Origin of the sequence: Mesorhizobium sp. (assembly GCF_041661565.1) — a bacterium.
Taxonomy (GTDB): Bacteria; Pseudomonadota; Alphaproteobacteria; order Rhizobiales; family Rhizobiaceae; genus Mesorhizobium.
Map to the genome: position 1 here is coordinate 1 of NZ_JBAZUD010000044.1, position 14,537 is coordinate 14,537.

14 protein-coding genes are annotated in these 14,537 nt (G+C 65.1%); 3 read left to right on the plus strand and 11 right to left on the minus strand.

From position 1 onward, the window contains the following. The coding region (locus tag WC739_RS10355; RefSeq protein WP_372952937.1) for an aldehyde dehydrogenase family protein at nt 1–963 on the minus strand (963 nt) is incomplete at its 3' end. 225 nt (nt 964–1,188) lie between these two features. Here WC739_RS10355 and WC739_RS10360 point away from each other — a divergent pair. The 3 genes from WC739_RS10360 to WC739_RS10370 all read left to right on the plus strand — a co-directional run bounded on the left by WC739_RS10360 (nt 1,189) and on the right by WC739_RS10370 (nt 4,785). Further along, nucleotides 1,189–2,070 carry a LysR family transcriptional regulator gene (locus tag WC739_RS10360; RefSeq protein ID WP_372952938.1) on the plus strand — a complete coding sequence of 294 codons (882 nt, stop codon included), beginning with the start codon at nt 1,189–1,191 and terminating at the stop codon, nt 2,068–2,070. A gap of 112 nt (nt 2,071–2,182) precedes the next feature. After that, nucleotides 2,183–2,626 carry a hypothetical protein gene (locus tag WC739_RS10365; RefSeq protein WP_372952939.1) on the plus strand — a complete coding sequence of 148 codons (444 nt, stop codon included), beginning with the start codon at nt 2,183–2,185 and terminating at the stop codon, nt 2,624–2,626. Continuing rightward, nucleotides 2,623–4,785 carry a phosphatidylserine/phosphatidylglycerophosphate/cardiolipin synthase family protein gene (locus WC739_RS10370; protein ID WP_372952940.1) on the plus strand — a complete coding sequence of 721 codons (2,163 nt, stop codon included), beginning with the start codon at nt 2,623–2,625 and terminating at the stop codon, nt 4,783–4,785. The genes WC739_RS10365 and WC739_RS10370 overlap by 4 nt, the downstream gene beginning before the upstream one ends. A 17-nt stretch (nt 4,786–4,802) precedes the next feature. On the opposite strand, the gene WC739_RS10375 is transcribed toward WC739_RS10370, so the two are convergent. From WC739_RS10375 to rsfS, 10 genes are all read right to left on the minus strand, one after another. Beyond that, the gene (locus WC739_RS10375; RefSeq protein ID WP_372952941.1) at nt 4,803–6,059 is read right to left on the minus strand and encodes a D-amino acid dehydrogenase; all 1,257 of its coding nucleotides are present in this window, start codon (nt 6,057–6,059) and stop codon (nt 4,803–4,805) included. Nucleotides 6,060–6,179: 120 nt separating this feature from the next. Continuing rightward, on the minus strand, nt 6,180–6,719 hold the full coding sequence (locus WC739_RS10380; RefSeq protein ID WP_372952942.1) for a nucleoside-diphosphate kinase: 540 nt from the start codon (nt 6,717–6,719) through the stop codon (nt 6,180–6,182). Between the two features lie 14 nt (nt 6,720–6,733). Beyond that, nucleotides 6,734–7,156 (minus strand): nucleoside diphosphate kinase regulator, encoded by a 423-nt coding sequence (gene rnk, locus WC739_RS10385; protein ID WP_372952943.1) that lies wholly within the window; start codon nt 7,154–7,156, stop codon nt 6,734–6,736. Nucleotides 7,157–7,426: 270 nt separating this feature from the next. Next, the gene (gene alr / locus WC739_RS10390; RefSeq protein ID WP_372952944.1) at nt 7,427–8,566 is read right to left on the minus strand and encodes an alanine racemase; all 1,140 of its coding nucleotides are present in this window, start codon (nt 8,564–8,566) and stop codon (nt 7,427–7,429) included. A gap of 90 nt (nt 8,567–8,656) precedes the next feature. Continuing rightward, nucleotides 8,657–9,172: an RNA pyrophosphohydrolase gene (locus WC739_RS10395; protein ID WP_372952945.1), complete on the minus strand. Its 516-nt coding sequence runs from the start codon at nt 9,170–9,172 to the stop codon at nt 8,657–8,659. Between the two features lie 51 nt (nt 9,173–9,223). Next, nucleotides 9,224–10,393: a divergent polysaccharide deacetylase family protein gene (locus tag WC739_RS10400; RefSeq protein WP_372952946.1), complete on the minus strand. Its 1,170-nt coding sequence runs from the start codon at nt 10,391–10,393 to the stop codon at nt 9,224–9,226. Between the two features lie 181 nt (nt 10,394–10,574). Beyond that, nucleotides 10,575–11,906: a S41 family peptidase gene (locus tag WC739_RS10405; protein WP_372952947.1), complete on the minus strand. Its 1,332-nt coding sequence runs from the start codon at nt 11,904–11,906 to the stop codon at nt 10,575–10,577. Next, on the minus strand, nt 11,907–13,211 hold the full coding sequence (locus WC739_RS10410) for a murein hydrolase activator EnvC (protein WP_372952948.1): 1,305 nt from the start codon (nt 13,209–13,211) through the stop codon (nt 11,907–11,909). A gap of 226 nt (nt 13,212–13,437) precedes the next feature. Next, nucleotides 13,438–13,920 carry a 23S rRNA (pseudouridine(1915)-N(3))-methyltransferase RlmH gene (gene rlmH, locus WC739_RS10415; protein ID WP_372952949.1) on the minus strand — a complete coding sequence of 161 codons (483 nt, stop codon included), beginning with the start codon at nt 13,918–13,920 and terminating at the stop codon, nt 13,438–13,440. Between the two features lie 85 nt (nt 13,921–14,005). Further along, a complete protein-coding gene (gene rsfS, locus WC739_RS10420) occupies nt 14,006–14,383 on the minus strand; it encodes a ribosome silencing factor (RefSeq protein WP_372952950.1) in 378 nt (125 codons plus the stop codon). Between the last annotated feature and the right edge of the window lie 154 nt (nt 14,384–14,537).

Sequence of the window (14,537 nt, forward strand, 5' to 3'; positions counted from 1 at the left end):
GAAATCGGCGGAGGAATCCGTCGACGGGCCGACCTTCAGGCTTTCGACGCGCGGGATCAGCTTTTCCATCAGCCGGTTGGCGGTGTCGTTGCCGACGGGGACGGCGACCGAGATCGCCATGCAGCGCTCGCCGGCCGAGCCGTAGCCGGCGCCGATCAGCGCGTCGACGGTCTGGTCCATGTCGGCGTCGGGCATGATGATCATATGGTTCTTGGCGCCACCGAAGCACTGCACTCGCTTGCCGGCCGCGGTGCCGCGCGAATAGATGTAGTGGGCGATCGGCGTCGAGCCGACGAAGCCGATGGCCTTGATGTCGGGATCGTCGAGGATCGCGTCGACCACCTCCTTGTCGCCATTGACGACGTTGAGGATGCCCGCCGGCAGGCCGGCCTCGAGGAACAGTTCGGCGATGCGCATCGGCACACCGGGGTCGCGCTCGGAAGGCTTCAAAATGAAGGCGTTGCCGCAGGCGATGGCCGGGGCGATCTTCCACAGCGGGATCATGGCCGGGAAGTTGAACGGCGTGATGCCGGCGACGACGCCGAGCGGCTGGCGCATCGAGTAGACGTCGATGCCCGGGCCGGCGCCATCGGTGAACTCACCCTTCATCATATGCGGCGCGCCGATGCAGACCTCGACCACTTCGAGGCCGCGCTGGATGTCGCCCTTGGCGTCGGCGATGGTCTTGCCGTGTTCGCGCGCCAGGATCTCTGCCAGTGCGTCATATTCCCTGGCGACCAGTTCGAGGAACTTCATCAGCACGCGCACGCGGCGCTGCGGATTGGTGGCCGCCCAGCCGGGCTGCGCCGCCTTGGCGTTCTCGACCGCCGCGCGCAGTTCGGCCTGCGAAGCCAGCGCCACCGTGCCGCGCACGGAGCCGTCCATCGGCTGCATGACATCCTGCTTGCGGCCGCTGGTCCCGGCGACACGCTTGCCGCCGATGAAATGACCGTAGTCGATCATGATTTCTCTCCCTGGGTTCTTGATGCCGCATTGTCCGCCTTTGGCCGGCGAATGGCAACGCGAGCCAGAACGCAACCGTTGTGCGGAAAATAGAGAGCGGTTGACGCGCGGGCATCAATTGCCGCAAATGACAAGGTGCAACTTACCGCCATGCGGACTTGAGAGATTTGAGTTCCTTGACACCCCCCTGCGTCCCGCCGCTCGCTATTGGATCGGACCGTCCCAATGAACTGGGATGACGTCCGCATCTTCCTCGCCGTGGCGCGCGCCGGCCAGATCCTTGGCGCGGCCAGGCGCCTCGAGCTCAATCACGCCACCGTCTCGCGCCGCATCGCCGCGCTCGAGGAGGCACTACGGGCCAAGCTGTTCCGCCGTCTGACCACGGGCAGCGAACTCACGCCTGCCGGCGAACGCTTCCTCGACATCGCCGAGCGCATGGAGGCCGACATGATCGCCGCGCGGTCGACTGTCGCCGGCGAGGGCGACGACGTCTCGGGGACGGTCCGCATCGGCGCGCCGGACGGTTTTGGCGTTGCCTTCCTGGCCAGGCGGCTCGGCGAACTGACCGCGCTGCACCGAGAACTCACCATCCAGCTCGTGCCGGTGCCGCGTTCCTTCTCCCTGTCGCGCCGCGAGGCGGACATCGCCATCACCGTCGAGCGGCCGACCGAAGGCCGGCTGGTGGCGGGAAAGCTGGTCGACTATTCGCTGGGCCTGTTTGCCTCACGCGCCTATGCGCGAGCCCACAGCTTGCCCAAGACAGCCGCCGAACTCGGCCAACACCCGCTCATTGGCTATGTGCCGGACCTCATCGTCAGCCCCTCGCTCGACTACGCGGCCGAGTTCAGCGCGGACTGGCGCACCAGCTTCGCCATCTCCTCGGCGCTCGGCCAGGCCGAGGCGGTGCGCTCCGGCGCCGGCATCGGCATCCTGCACACTTTCGTTGCCCGCTCCATGCCGGAACTGGTGGCCGTTGATGTGGTGGCCCCCATCCGCCGCGCCTACTGGCTGGTCTATCATGAATCGGTGAGGCCGCTGCGCCGCATCCAGATCGTCGCTGGCTTCATCACCAAGGCGGTGGAGCGCGAGCGAGCCCTGTTCGCATGACATTCCGCCTTTCCCTTGCCACAAAATCGGCCAGTGTGGCATCGGGCGCACGATCGCCGGCCATCGGCAGGTTGCCGGTGTGACATCTCTCGGAAAGCTGGCGCGGATAGACATGCGAGCCGTTCTTGCCATCCTGCCGCTGCTCTTCGTCTCCGCATGCGCCAACCCTTGGACCAAAGTGCCTGAAGCCGAATTGCCCAAGCCCATCCGCTACGCCATGGCGCGCCCATCACCTTTCGTGTTCGGCAATTACTGCGGTCCCGGCACCCGCACCGGCGATCTGTCCGCCCCGCCTATCGACCGCCTCGACGCGGCCTGCCGGAGCCATGACGCCTGCTACATCGCGCGTCATGACCACTGCGATTGCGACGGTGCGCTTGTCGGTTCGGCCAAGGCAATACGCGCGGACAGGACGGCGCCGCGCAAGATGCGCGGCGAGGCGGACCTGCTGATCGCCACCTTCGCCCTTCCTGTCTGCAGGGTCTTCCCGCAGGGTTTCATGCCGCCTCGCGACCCTGCGCAACTCGGCGTCCTGAAGGTCGGGGCGCCCGGTTGAGCGGCCGCGCCTTCTTCATCACGCTGATTTTGTTCGGGCTGGCCGTTCTTGCCGGTTGCGCCGGCCCTGCCGGCCTTGGGACCTGCGATCTCGGGCCAGGCCACGAGAACTGCGCGCGACCGCCGATTTCGGCCGGCACATCCGGCCCGCAAGCAGCAGCTGAGCTGTTTTTCGGCGAGGCCGCCAATGGCGGCTACGAAAAACGGTTCCTGGCCCTGCTCGCCCACCATCAGCTAGGCGCCATGGATCGCGCCAACGGCACCGGCCGCTTCGGGCACGACCGCTACGCGATCCGCAACAGCAACTTCCAGGCGACCTACCGGACGATGGAGCAACTGGCCGGGCCGGTCGGCGAGACACATCTGCGGCCGGCCGCTGGCGGCGGTGGCGTCGGCCATTTCGCCGCCCGCTGGCGAGTGTCGCGGCAGACACTCTACATCGACGCTGGGGCACGGCCTTCGGCAGCCAAGACCTTCGACTTTTCCGGGCTGCAGGCGCACAGCGTCGAGATCGTGCTGCGCCAGGCGGGCAAGCAACCGGCGGAGATCGAGGGCTCGTGCGACGGCGCGCTGACGGTCCATTCCGGCGGCGGTTCACGCACGATCGCCAAGGGCGCTGCATTTCGCGTCCGCCTGTCGGGCGAAGACGACGCGGTCAGCCTGTTCCCGAGCGGCGGCCTGAACCGCTGCGCGGCCAGCATCCGCTCCAGCCTCGCTCCGGCGGGAGCACCGCTCACCATCCTGCGCGAGGAAACCGCCGATCCGGCGCTCGCCTCCTTCGACAGCCGCTACCAACGCTGCCCGACTCCGGACCCGAAGGGCCTCGATGCCCTCGGCCGTGCATTCTATGCCGGCCGCTGGCTGTCGCAGACCTGCGCTCTGCCGATCGGCGAGCCCAGGCTGCTGCGCAAGTCGCGTGACGGCTTCAACGCCAAGGTCGAGGCGCTGATGGGCGCGCCGCTGTCCGACGCGGCAATAGACAAGGGCGACCCGGAGCTGCCGCTCGACTTCTCCCGGGCGCCAAGGCTGAAGCTGATCTATCTGTCGTCGCTGGAGTTCAAGGCGGATTTTTCCGGCCGCATCATCGAGCGGCTGATCCGCCACCATGCCGCGCTCGGCACCGAGGTGCGTATCATGGTCACCGACGTGCTGGAACGCGACAAGGACGACGCCATGCTGCACCGATTGGCGGCGGAATTCCCCAATGTCGAGCTGCAGGAATACCGCTGGCGGGCTGATCGCGGCGCTCCGATCGATGAACAGATTTCACAACTGCACAAGGTCATGCATGTCAAGATGCTGGCGACGCTGGCGCGGGATCCCGGCCGCTCGCGTGCCATCATCGGCGGCCGCAACATCCATGACGGCTTCCTGTTCCACCAGCCGATCGACCTGTCGCGTTATCCAGACCTCGAGCAATATGGCAAGACCGACGGGTTCTCGCTGAACTACTATTCGAACTGGAGCGACTTCGACCTGGAATTCACCGACCCGGCCACGGTCGACACGCTCGCCGCCCATCTGTCGACCATGTGGCTGCGCGATGCCGACACCAACATGGCGCGCCCCTTTTCAATCCCGGTGCGATCCGACGGCCGGTCTGCGTCCGGCAACGCGCGACACTTCATCTCCGTGCCCTATGAAGACGGCCATGCGCTGGAGGACTATTTCGTCGAATTGATCGATGCCGCCCGGCACCATGTCCAGATCGTCAATCCCTACCTCAACCTGACGCCGAAGCTAAGCCTCGCCTTCGACCGGGCGCTCGCCCGCGGCGTCAGGATCGACATTGTCGGCCGCATTGACCTCAAGGGCGATATCGGTGGCAAGTTCCTGACCGCGCTCAACAAGCTGTTTGTCGAGAAATATGGCCACCGCATCAACATCCGCGAATTCAAGGCGCCCGATGTCGTGCTGCATTCCAAGATCCTGATGATCGATGAGCGGCTGGTCGCCATCTCTTCGGTCAATCTCAACAACCGCAGTTTCTTCCACGACACCGAGAACGGCTTGACGGTCCTGGATCCCGCTTTCTACGCCAGGATGAAGCCGATCTATGACGACTATGTCGCCCACTCCAATCCTGTCCCGACCAGCGTGACCATCCCGTGGGCCTACCGGCTGCTGTTTGACGAGGACTGGGTCAGGCAGGCATTCTGAGCGCCGCTGTCGGCGCGCTATCGCTGATAACGCTCCTGCGCCAAGTCGCGGACATCGATATCCGGCACACGGTTCGAGATGATGTCGGCCAGCACCTTGGCCGAGCCGCAGGCCATGGTCCAGCCCAGCGTGCCGTGCCCGGTGTTGAGATAGAGATTGGAGAGCTCGGTGCGGCCGATCAGCGGCGGTCCGTCCGGCGTCATCGGCCGCAACCCGCACCAGAACGTCGCGTCCCGCATCGCGCCGGCGCCGGGGAACAGATCGCCGACCGAATGTTCCAGCGTGCGCCGCCGTGATTCGTGCAGCCTGAGGTCGAAGCCGGAAATCTCGGCCGTGCCGCCGACCCGGATGCGATCGCCGAGGCGCGTGATCGCCACCTTGTAGGTTTCATCCATGACGGTCGACACGGGCGCCGCGGAAGCATCCTGGATCGGCACGGTCATCGAATAGCCCTTGACCGGATAGACCGGGATCGGGCGCCGCATCCGGCGCATGAACGCCGCCGAATAACTTCCGAGTGCCATCACATAGGCATCGGCGGCTCTCCAGCCCTTGCTCGTGCTCATATTATTGACGCGGTTGCGACTGCGCAGCACCCGGTAGATCGTTGTGTCGTATTCGAACTTGACGCCGCGCGCCACGCAGAGTTCGGCCAACCTGTCGGTGAACATCTTGCAGTCGCCGGTCTCATCTGCGGGCAGCCTGAGGCCGCCGACGAATTTTTCACGCACGCCAGCCAGCCCCGGCTCCGCCGCGATGCAACCGTCCTGGTCGAGGATTTCATAGGGGACGCCGTATTTCTTAAGCACCTCGACGTCGCCACCCGTGCCGTCGAGCTGCTTTTGTGTGCGGAACAGTTGCAACGTGCCCTGGGCACGCTCGTCATAGGCGATGCCGGTCGCTTCGCGCAGCGCCTTCAACATGTCGCGGCTGTACTCGGCCAGCGGCACCATGCGCGCCTTGTTGACCGCGTAGCGCTCGGCGGTGCAGTTGCGCAGCATCTTGACCAGCCATGTCCACATATGCGGGTCGAAGGCCGGCCTCACCACCAGCGGGCCATGTTTCATCAAAAGCCATTTGATCGCTTTCAGCGGAACGCCCGGCCCCGCCCAGGGCGACGCATAGCCCGGTGAAATCTCGCCGGCATTGGCGAAGCTGGTTTCCAGCGCCGGCCCCTTCTGGCGATCGACCACCGTCACCTCATGGCCGGCCTCGGCAAGATAATACGCCGTGGTCACCCCGATCACGCCACCGCCCAGCACCATGATTTTCATCACTCACTCCTTGCCGCGCCACGTCCTTCAGGACGACGATGGAGGCGGCCGCATTCCGATTTGCGCATGATCCCTTGCGAAAATCGATGGCGATTTTCGAGACCATGCGCCGTTGCCCATTCACGCCGCCGAGGGACCGGGGTCGTCATCCTCTGTCTGCCGCATTCCGGCTCTCTCGCCAAGAGGCTGCCTGTCGGCCGCGGCGCTGTAGACGAGAGCGAGCCGATGCGGTCGCCTGACCTCGGCTTCGGACTTATCGTTGACTGCCCGTCGCGCGGCCTCCGGCTGGTAGAGCACGGCCTTGATCAGGATCGATTCACGCCTGCCGTCGGGATATTCGATCGATGCCACCTGGCCCGCAGCCATGCCGAGCATGCAGAGCCCGCGCCGCGTTGCAAGCGACAGGCTGGAGCCGACCGGTCCGCGAACCTCGTTTTGCACCAGGGTTCGCGTCTCGGAAGCACCGGCATCGATACAAAACACCACCCTGCTGTTCAGCGTGACGATATCGGGTCCGACCGAATCGATCGGCACGACATCCGTGGTTGAAAGCTTGTGCTCGATCATGTGCACGATCGGATCCGCGAATGCCCGCCGACGCTCCAGCATGACTTCGAGAACGGCGAAATCCTTCGTCGTCAGGCAATTCGGGCTTGTCATCACCGCCTCCACGCTCACGACCGCTGCTGGATGGAGGTGGGCATGTCGACGGCTTCAACGGTCACCGACAGTTCCCGGCCGCCACGGCTGTTCCAGCACACCAGCTGCCCGACGGCCGCACCGATGAGCGCCGTCCCCATCGGCGTCAGAACCGAGATCCTGTTTTCGGCAATGTCGGCTTCACCAGGATAGACCAGCGTGATGCGCTGCGTGTTTCCGCCTTCGCCGCTGATTGTCACCGCGGAGCCCATTCGCACCACATCGGCGGGCATTGCCGCGGCGTCCGTGACGGCGGCCCGATCCATTTCCGAAAGCAGATCTTCTGCCGTCTCGGGCGCGCGGTCGAGAAACGCCCTCGCCAGGCCCGTCAGCCTGTCATGGTCGGCATCGCTGACCAGCAGCTGGCTCTGAGGGTGGGGTCCTGTTGCATGTTGCATGGCAAACCTCGTGAATTGGCGCATCGAACGGATGCGCGCCTGCCGCCAGGCCGATGGCGGCTTGATGAAAAGCAGCCGCGAGGCCGCCTGGCTTGGGGATGATGATGTCAGGTAGAGATGCCCCGGTTCGGACGGGCGCCAAAAGGCGGCCGCGCCGGGGCTAAATTCCCGCGATCGGGCAGACCCTGAACAAGGCTCTAATATGGGCGAGGTTGCTCATGACCCAAACCTTGCCGACAGGCGTCCGCTTGTCAAGCGCGGCCAAAGCGCTCAACCGCCGACATACTCCCGATGAAAGCGCGGGCCGAGGCTGGTCAGGATTTCATAGCCGATGGTGCCGGCATGGCCGGCCGCGTCGTCGACGCTCTGCGACGGACCCAGCAGTTCGACGAGATCGCCATCCCTAAGCCTGCCGGGGGGCAAGGCCGAGATGTCGAGAATGATCGAATCCATCGACACCCTCCCGAGGAAGGGCAAGCGCACGCCCTCGAACCAGGCCGCCGACGCCGCGCGGCGATGCCAGCCATCGGCGTAGCCGAACGAGATCGTGGCTGCTGCCAGGGGAGCGGTCGTGTGGAACGTGTGACCATAGCCGACACCGGCGCCGGCTTCCAGCATCCGGGTCTGGATCACCTTGGCCTGCAGCCTCACCACCGGCAGCATCGGGTTCGGCCTGGACGGCGTCGGATTGATGCCGTAGAGCGCGGCCCCGGGCCGGGCGAGATCGTAATGAAAGCGTTGCCCGAGAAAGATGCCGGACGAATTGGCGAGCGAGGCCGGCGCTGCCGGCAATAACAGGCGCATCCGCTCGAAGGCCATTCTCTGCCGCTCGTTGGCCGGGTGGTCCGGCTCATCGGCGCAGGCCAGATGGCTCATCACCATCCGGATATCGATGCCCTCGAAGGTGCGCGGATCGGCGCCGATGCGCTCCACATCCGGTGGCGCCATGCCAAGTCGCGACATACCGCTGTCGACCTGGATCGCCGCCGGCAGCTTTCGTCCGGCGCGACTGGCGGCCGTTCGCCATGCCGCCAGTTGTTCGGGGCTGTTGATAACAGCGGAAAGATCCGCCGCCACGGCATCCGGCTCCGCGCCGGGTGGAATGCCATTCAGCACGAAAATGGCGGCGCCCGGTCCAAGCGCCTTGCGCAGAGCGACACCCTCGCCAAGCAATGCCACGAAGAAGACATCGCAGCCCTCCCTCGCCAGCGCCGCGGCCACATGGCCCGCTCCAACCCCATAGCCGTCGGCCTTGACCACGCCGGCGCTTCGCACGCCGCCCAGTTGGGCCGTCAGCCGCCGATAATTTTCACGGATCGCGCCAAGGTCGATGGTGAGAATGGCGCCGGCCGCCGCTGCGCTTATCGCGGTGAAATCCTCGGGCGGCGACCTCTTGGGGGCGTCGTTCATGGCGACCCTTCTCGTGGCGGATGGACATCAATAGGTCCGCAGGGCCGGCACGGCAACCACGGTCGTCGCGACAGCGGCGGCTCCGCCCGATTATCGCGCCAGATGCAGGAATGCCGCCACGACGTCTTCATAGACATGCCGCTTGAACGGCACGATCAGATCGGGAAGGTCCCGCATAGGCCGCCATGCCCAGTCGTCGAACTCCGCCGTATGGCCGCCGGGCGGCGGATTGATCTGGATCTCGCTGGCCGCGCCATGGAAGCGGAAGGCGAACCATCTCTGCGTCTGGCCGCGATACCGCCCCTTGAAGGCGACGCCGACGAGATGCTCAGGCAAATCATAGTTGATCCAGTCCGGCGCCTCGGCCAGCAGCGAGACGCTGCGCATGCCGGTCTCCTCGTAGAGTTCCCGCTCGGCCGCTTGCAGCGGCTCCTCGCCCTTGTCGATGCCGCCCTGCGGCATCTGCCAGAGTTGCGTGTGGCCGGCGAATTCGCTGTCCGCTTCGGCGATGCGGTGCCCGACCCAGACAAGGCCCTCCGCGTTGAGGACCATCAGCCCGACACAGGGCCGGTAGGGCAGCGTTTCACGATCGATTTTCTTGGTCATCTGGCGGTCTCTCCGGCCTGTCTCGAGAATTCCCTGGCGGCAGCCGGATCGCTAGCCTTTTTGCGGGTCGATCGCCACCGCTGAAATCGGCACGATCTCGATACCGCGCTTCTTGGCTTCGACAACCCAGGACGAGACGGTGTCGACCGTCAGGTCGAAGGCCGAGCCGATGCCGACGGCAAACCCCTTGGCGCGCGCCGTCGCCTCAAGCCCGTCGAGTTTCTTCAGGATGGCGCCACGGTCCTGCACGGCATCGATCGCGGTGTCGCCGGCAACGAAGGGCACGCCGTCCTTCAGCGCCAGGTCCGGCGCCAGGCTGCGTGCCGACGAGCCGTCGTCGATATAGGCCAGACCCCGCTTGCCGAGCTCGGCCATGAACGGCCCCATCGCCGACGCATCGGCGGAGAAACGCGCGCCCATGTAATTCATGACACCGGTGTAGTTCGTCGTCCGCGACAGCGCCCAGTGCAGGTTCTTCAAATTCTCGTCGGCGCTCGCGTTCACGGTCAACGTGTTGCGGCCGGGGTTGACGTTCGGATAGTCGAATGGCTCGAGCGGCACCTGCATGATGACTTCATGGCCGCTCTGGCGCGCGGCCTGCATCCACCGGCCGATGCTGTTGCCTTGCGGCGCAAAGCCCAGCGTCACCTCCGCCGGCAGCTTGGCGATGGCCGCCTGGGTGCCGGTCTGCGATACCGCGAGCCCGCCGATGACGATTGCCACCCGTGCCCCGCGCGCGCCCGACCACGGCCGCGCATAGACGTCGAACGGCCGGCGGCCGTCGGCGGCGCGAATGGGCAACGGTCCGGTTTCGCTGCGTTCGATCAGCGCCGTGTCGGGAATATGGGCGATCTTCAAGTTCTGGCCAATGGTCGACGGGTCGTGGATGACGATCGCCGCCCTCGGCGGGCCATCGCCTTCCTCCGTCTGCACATGGATGATTTGCGGGCCGCCTGCCTTGACCGGCGCCTCCGGTTTTGGCGCGGCGACGGGCGCCAACGCGGCCGGCTCGGCGGCCGCCGTTTCTTTCGGTGTCGAAACCGCGACCTCCTGGGGCTTGCGAAACGGCTTTTCCCTGAGCGCGATGGCGCCGGAGACGCCGACGACCGCCAGCACCACCAAGCTCGCCGCGACCGCCCGGGAGCTGACCTTACGGGCAACGCGCGGCGTCCGGACGGTCTGTCCGAGCGGGCGTTCGATGTCCTTGCCTATGTCAGCCAAGCCTGGTCCCCGGGCGCGCGGTTTTGAAACCGGAAGCATTCCAAAAGGGCATGCACGTTCAAGATTGAAGCGTTCCAGCGCCGTACCGGCTGGCGCCGCGTCCCCCGAATCAAACTGCCGGAACCTTTCGGTCCCGGCAGCTTCGCATTGCTTCGTTCAGGCAGCCAGACTGTTGCTGCGCTTACTGGTTGAGAACGGCCTTTTCCGGATTGGGCGGGAAGGACGGATCGGTCTTCTCGCCGCGCAGCAACTGCTCGGCATAGATGAGCTGCAGATCGTCCTTGGGATCCGGCGGCACATAAGCCGCCGAGCCCGAACCGGTCGCGCTCTCGTCGGCACCCTTGATATGGCCCTTGAGATCGGATTCGCCGCGCGTCAGGTCCCTGCCTTGCAGTTCGGGCGGCAAAGGCTGGTCGACCTTGATGTCGGGCGTGATGCCCTTGCCCTGGATCGACTTGCCGGACGGCGTGTAATAGAGCGCCGTCGTCAGCCGCAGAGCCCCATTCTCGCCGAGCGGGATGATGGTCTGCACCGAACCCTTGCCGAAGGACTGCGTGCCCACCACCGTGACGCGGCGCAGATCCTGCAGTGCGCCGGCAACGATCTCGGACGCACTGGCAGAGCCGCCATTGACCAGGACGATCATCGGCTTGCCGTTGATGTCGTCGACCTGCTTCGGCTTGGCGTCGAAGCGGGTGACGTCCTTCGGATCGCGGCCGCGTGTCGAGACGATCTCGCCACGGTTGAGGAAGGCATCGGACACGCTCACCGCCTGGTCGAGCAGGCCGCCTGGATTGAGGCGCAGATCGAGCACATAGCCTTTCAGCTTGTCGTTCGGCACCTGTTTCTTGATGGTGTCGATGGCGTTCTCGAGGTCGTCATAGGTCTTTTCGGTGAACGAGGTGATCTTCATGTAGCCGATGTCGTTCTCGACCCGGAACTTGACCGCCTTGACCTTGATGATGTCGCGCACCACGGTCAGCTCGATCGGCTTGTCGGCACCCTGGCGCAGGATGGTCAGCTTGATCGGCGTGTTGACCAGGCCGCGCATCTTCTCGACCGCGTCGTTGAGGGTGAGGCCGCGAACCTCCTCGCCGTCGATCTTGGCGATGTAATCGCCGGCGAGCACACCCGCCTTGGCGGCCGGCGTATCGTCGATCGGCGTGATCACCTTGACCAGGTCGTTCTCCATCGTGACCTCGATGCCGAGGCCGCCGAACTCGCCCTTGGTCTGGACGCGCATGTCCTGCGCCTGCTCGGCGTTCATGTAGGAGGAGTGCGGGTCAAGCGAGGCAAGCATGCCGTTGATGGCGTTCTCGACCAGCGACTTGTCGTCGGGCGGCGTCACATAATTGGCCCGCACGCGCTCGAAGATATCGCCGAAGATCGCCAGTTGCTTGTAGGTCTCCGACCCTGCAGCGTTCGCCGCCGAGCCGGGTGTGCCATAAACAAGGCTCATGGCGGACGCGCCCATCAGCGCACCGGCAAACAGAAGCGACAGTTTCCGCATCATTCACGTCCTTCCAGAAAAACGGTCCGCCCACCACGGGGCCGGATCGACGGGTTTTCCATCCTTGCGGAACTCGACATAGAGTTCCGGCGAGGCATTTCCATTCTTCGAAGCCGAGGTGCTCGCCACCCGGGCCTCTCCCATCGCACCGACCGGCTCACCTGCGAGCACCGATTGGCCAGTCGCGACGCTGATTCTGCTCATCCCCGCCAGAACGACATGATAGCCGTCGCCTGCGTTCAGGATCAAGAGTTGACCATACGAGCGAAACGGCCCCGCATAAAGCACATTCCCATCCGCCGGCGCGGTGACGATGGCCGCCGATTGTGTCGCAACCATGTCGCCAAGCATCACTGCGCCGTTACCGTCATCGGCGCCGAAACGCAGCTTGATCCGGCCCGTGACCGGCAGCGCGATCTGCCCCTGCAGCGCCGAAAAAGGCGCCGACGCGGTCAGCTGGTTGCCTTCCGGGACAGGCAGCGACGCCAGTTCGGGCGTGGACGCGGCGGCCTTGGCGGCGTCGGCAGCCTTGCGCGTCTTGTCGGCCTGCGCCTCGAGCGAGGCGATCAGCTCCTTCAGGCTGCCGGCCTTGGCCGCCAGGGCATCGGATCGCTGCTTCTCGGCGGCCAATTCGGCTTGCGTGTCGGCTTCGAGTTTCTGCTTGGCTTCCAGCAGCATGCCAAGCCGCTTCTTTTCCGCCGTCTGGTCACCCACGGCCGCCGTCAGCCGCGCCCGCTCCGCCTCGATCGAGCCCGTCACCCGCGACTGCTCCTTGAGATCGGCCAGCAGGGTGTCGGTCTGCTGACGCAGCTCCGGCACCACGGCACCGAGCAGGATGGCGCTGCGCACCGACGACAGAGCATCCTCCGGCTTGACAAGGATCGCCGGCGGCGGATTGAGCCCCATGCGCTGCAGCGCCCCCAGCACCTCGGCCAGCACGTCACGCCGTGCCGCCAGCGATGCGCGGATCTTCTCTTCTTGCGCCTTCAGGCCTTCCAGCCGGGCGCCGATGTCCTCGATATCCTGGCCGAGCTTCTGTTCCGTCATCGCCGACTGGATCAAGGCCGCGGTGATCGACGCGTGGTCCTTCTTGATCGTCGCGATGTCGGCGGCGAGCTTGCCCAGGCGCTCGGAAGACAGCGTGATTTCCTTCGAGACACGCTCGTATTCGGCTCGGCTCTGGTCGGGATCGGGCGCCGTGTCGAGCGTGTTCTCCGCCCGCGCCGCATGGAGCGACAGCACCAGCGCCGCGGCTATGCCGCAGCGCACGCGCCATGAGCCCGTCCTTGATTTCCAGTCTTCAAACATTGAAGCCCGACTCTATGCGTGGCTTCGTTAACGAACAATCAACCATGTTCGAAAGCCGCCTTGATTGGTGCAGTCTGACGCCGCATTGGGGCGGAAATCCAGATGGCAGGCGGGGGCTCGCCGATTAGAGCAATTCCAGGAAAAGTGTGAAACGGTTTTCCGTCCGGAATTGCGTCAAAACAGAGAGTTAGAGCGGTTTGCCGTTTCCGTGAAACGGTAAACTGCTCTAGGACCGGTGATAGGGATGGCCGGACAGGATGGTGGCGGCCCGGTAGAGCTGTTCCCCCAGCATCACGCGGACCAGTTGATGCGGCCATGTCAGCGCGCCGAACGACAGCACCAGCTCGGCCTGGTCGCGCAGTGGCTGGTCGTGGCCGTCGGCCCCGCCGATGGCGATGAGCAGTGCCTTGCGGCCGCCGTCACGCAGCAGGCCGATGCGGCCGGCGAACTCTTCGGAGGTGAAATTCTTGCCGCGTTCGTCGAGCAGGAACAGGGCGGTGCCTTGCTGCAGCTGCGCCTGCAGCTTCTGGCCTTCGTCGCGCCGCCGCTCGTTGGCGCCCTGGCCGCGCCCTTCGGCGATTTCGGTCACGCCGGAGAATTCAAGCCCCACCCCCGGACCGCTCTTGGCGAAGCGCTCGAAATAACGGTCGGCGAGCTCTCTCTCGGGGCCGGTTTTCATTCGGCCCACGGCATGAACTGATATCTTCATCCTCGCCTCTGCAAGCCGCCGATGCATGTCACCCAGGAATGGGAACCGGCTCTGGGACAATGACACGCATCAAACAAGAAACGGCTTAGTGGAGGGTCTCTTCCTCGAGATCGGGCGCCTGCCACATCTTTTCGAGATTGTAGAAGTCGCGGACCTCGGGACGGAAGACGTGGACGATGATATCGCCCGAATCGATCAGGACCCAGTCGGCGCCGGACAGCCCCTCGACGCGCGCCGTGCCGAGACCGGCATCCTTGAGCGCCTTGAGCAGGTGATCGGCGACAGCCGAGACATGACGGTGCGATCGGCCCGACGCGACGACCATATAGTCGCCGAGGCTCGATTTTCCCTGGATGTCGATTGAGACAATATTTTCGGCCTTGGAGTCTTCCAGACTGGCAAGGACTGTCTTGATGGCGCGGGACACGGCGTCGTCTACGCTGATCCTGGCCGGCGAGGGCACGATATCGGCCCTCTTCCGCAGTGCTGTTCTCAGTGTATTTCCTTTCGCAGCAAGAACAACCAAATCACCCCCTGAAGCAGGTGACACCGCTTAGATAGGCAGAGTTCCGTTGCACTTTCAAGACGCAGCCTCGCTTGGTACGACCGCGTCTCCG

Bases quoted from the DNA above. Each gene is read 5' to 3' on its own strand.
- WC739_RS10395 (WP_372952945.1), bottom strand. From the start codon at position 9,172: ATGACCAAGAAAATCGATCGTGAAACGCTGCCCTACCGGCCCTGTGTC.
- WC739_RS10365 (WP_372952939.1), top strand. From the start codon at position 2,183: ATGCGAGCCGTTCTTGCCATCCTGCCGCTGCTCTTCGTCTCCGCATGC.
- alr (WP_372952944.1), bottom strand. From the start codon at position 8,566: ATGAACGACGCCCCCAAGAGGTCGCCGCCCGAGGATTTCACCGCGATA.
- WC739_RS10375 (WP_372952941.1), bottom strand. From the start codon at position 6,059: ATGAAAATCATGGTGCTGGGCGGTGGCGTGATCGGGGTGACCACGGCG.
- WC739_RS10405 (WP_372952947.1), bottom strand. From the start codon at position 11,906: ATGATGCGGAAACTGTCGCTTCTGTTTGCCGGTGCGCTGATGGGCGCG.
- WC739_RS10410 (WP_372952948.1), bottom strand. From the start codon at position 13,211: ATGTTTGAAGACTGGAAATCAAGGACGGGCTCATGGCGCGTGCGCTGC.
- WC739_RS10360 (WP_372952938.1), top strand. From the start codon at position 1,189: ATGAACTGGGATGACGTCCGCATCTTCCTCGCCGTGGCGCGCGCCGGC.
- rnk (WP_372952943.1), bottom strand. From the start codon at position 7,156: ATGCAACATGCAACAGGACCCCACCCTCAGAGCCAGCTGCTGGTCAGC.
- rlmH (WP_372952949.1), bottom strand. From the start codon at position 13,920: ATGAAGATATCAGTTCATGCCGTGGGCCGAATGAAAACCGGCCCCGAG.
- WC739_RS10380 (WP_372952942.1), bottom strand. From the start codon at position 6,719: ATGACAAGCCCGAATTGCCTGACGACGAAGGATTTCGCCGTTCTCGAA.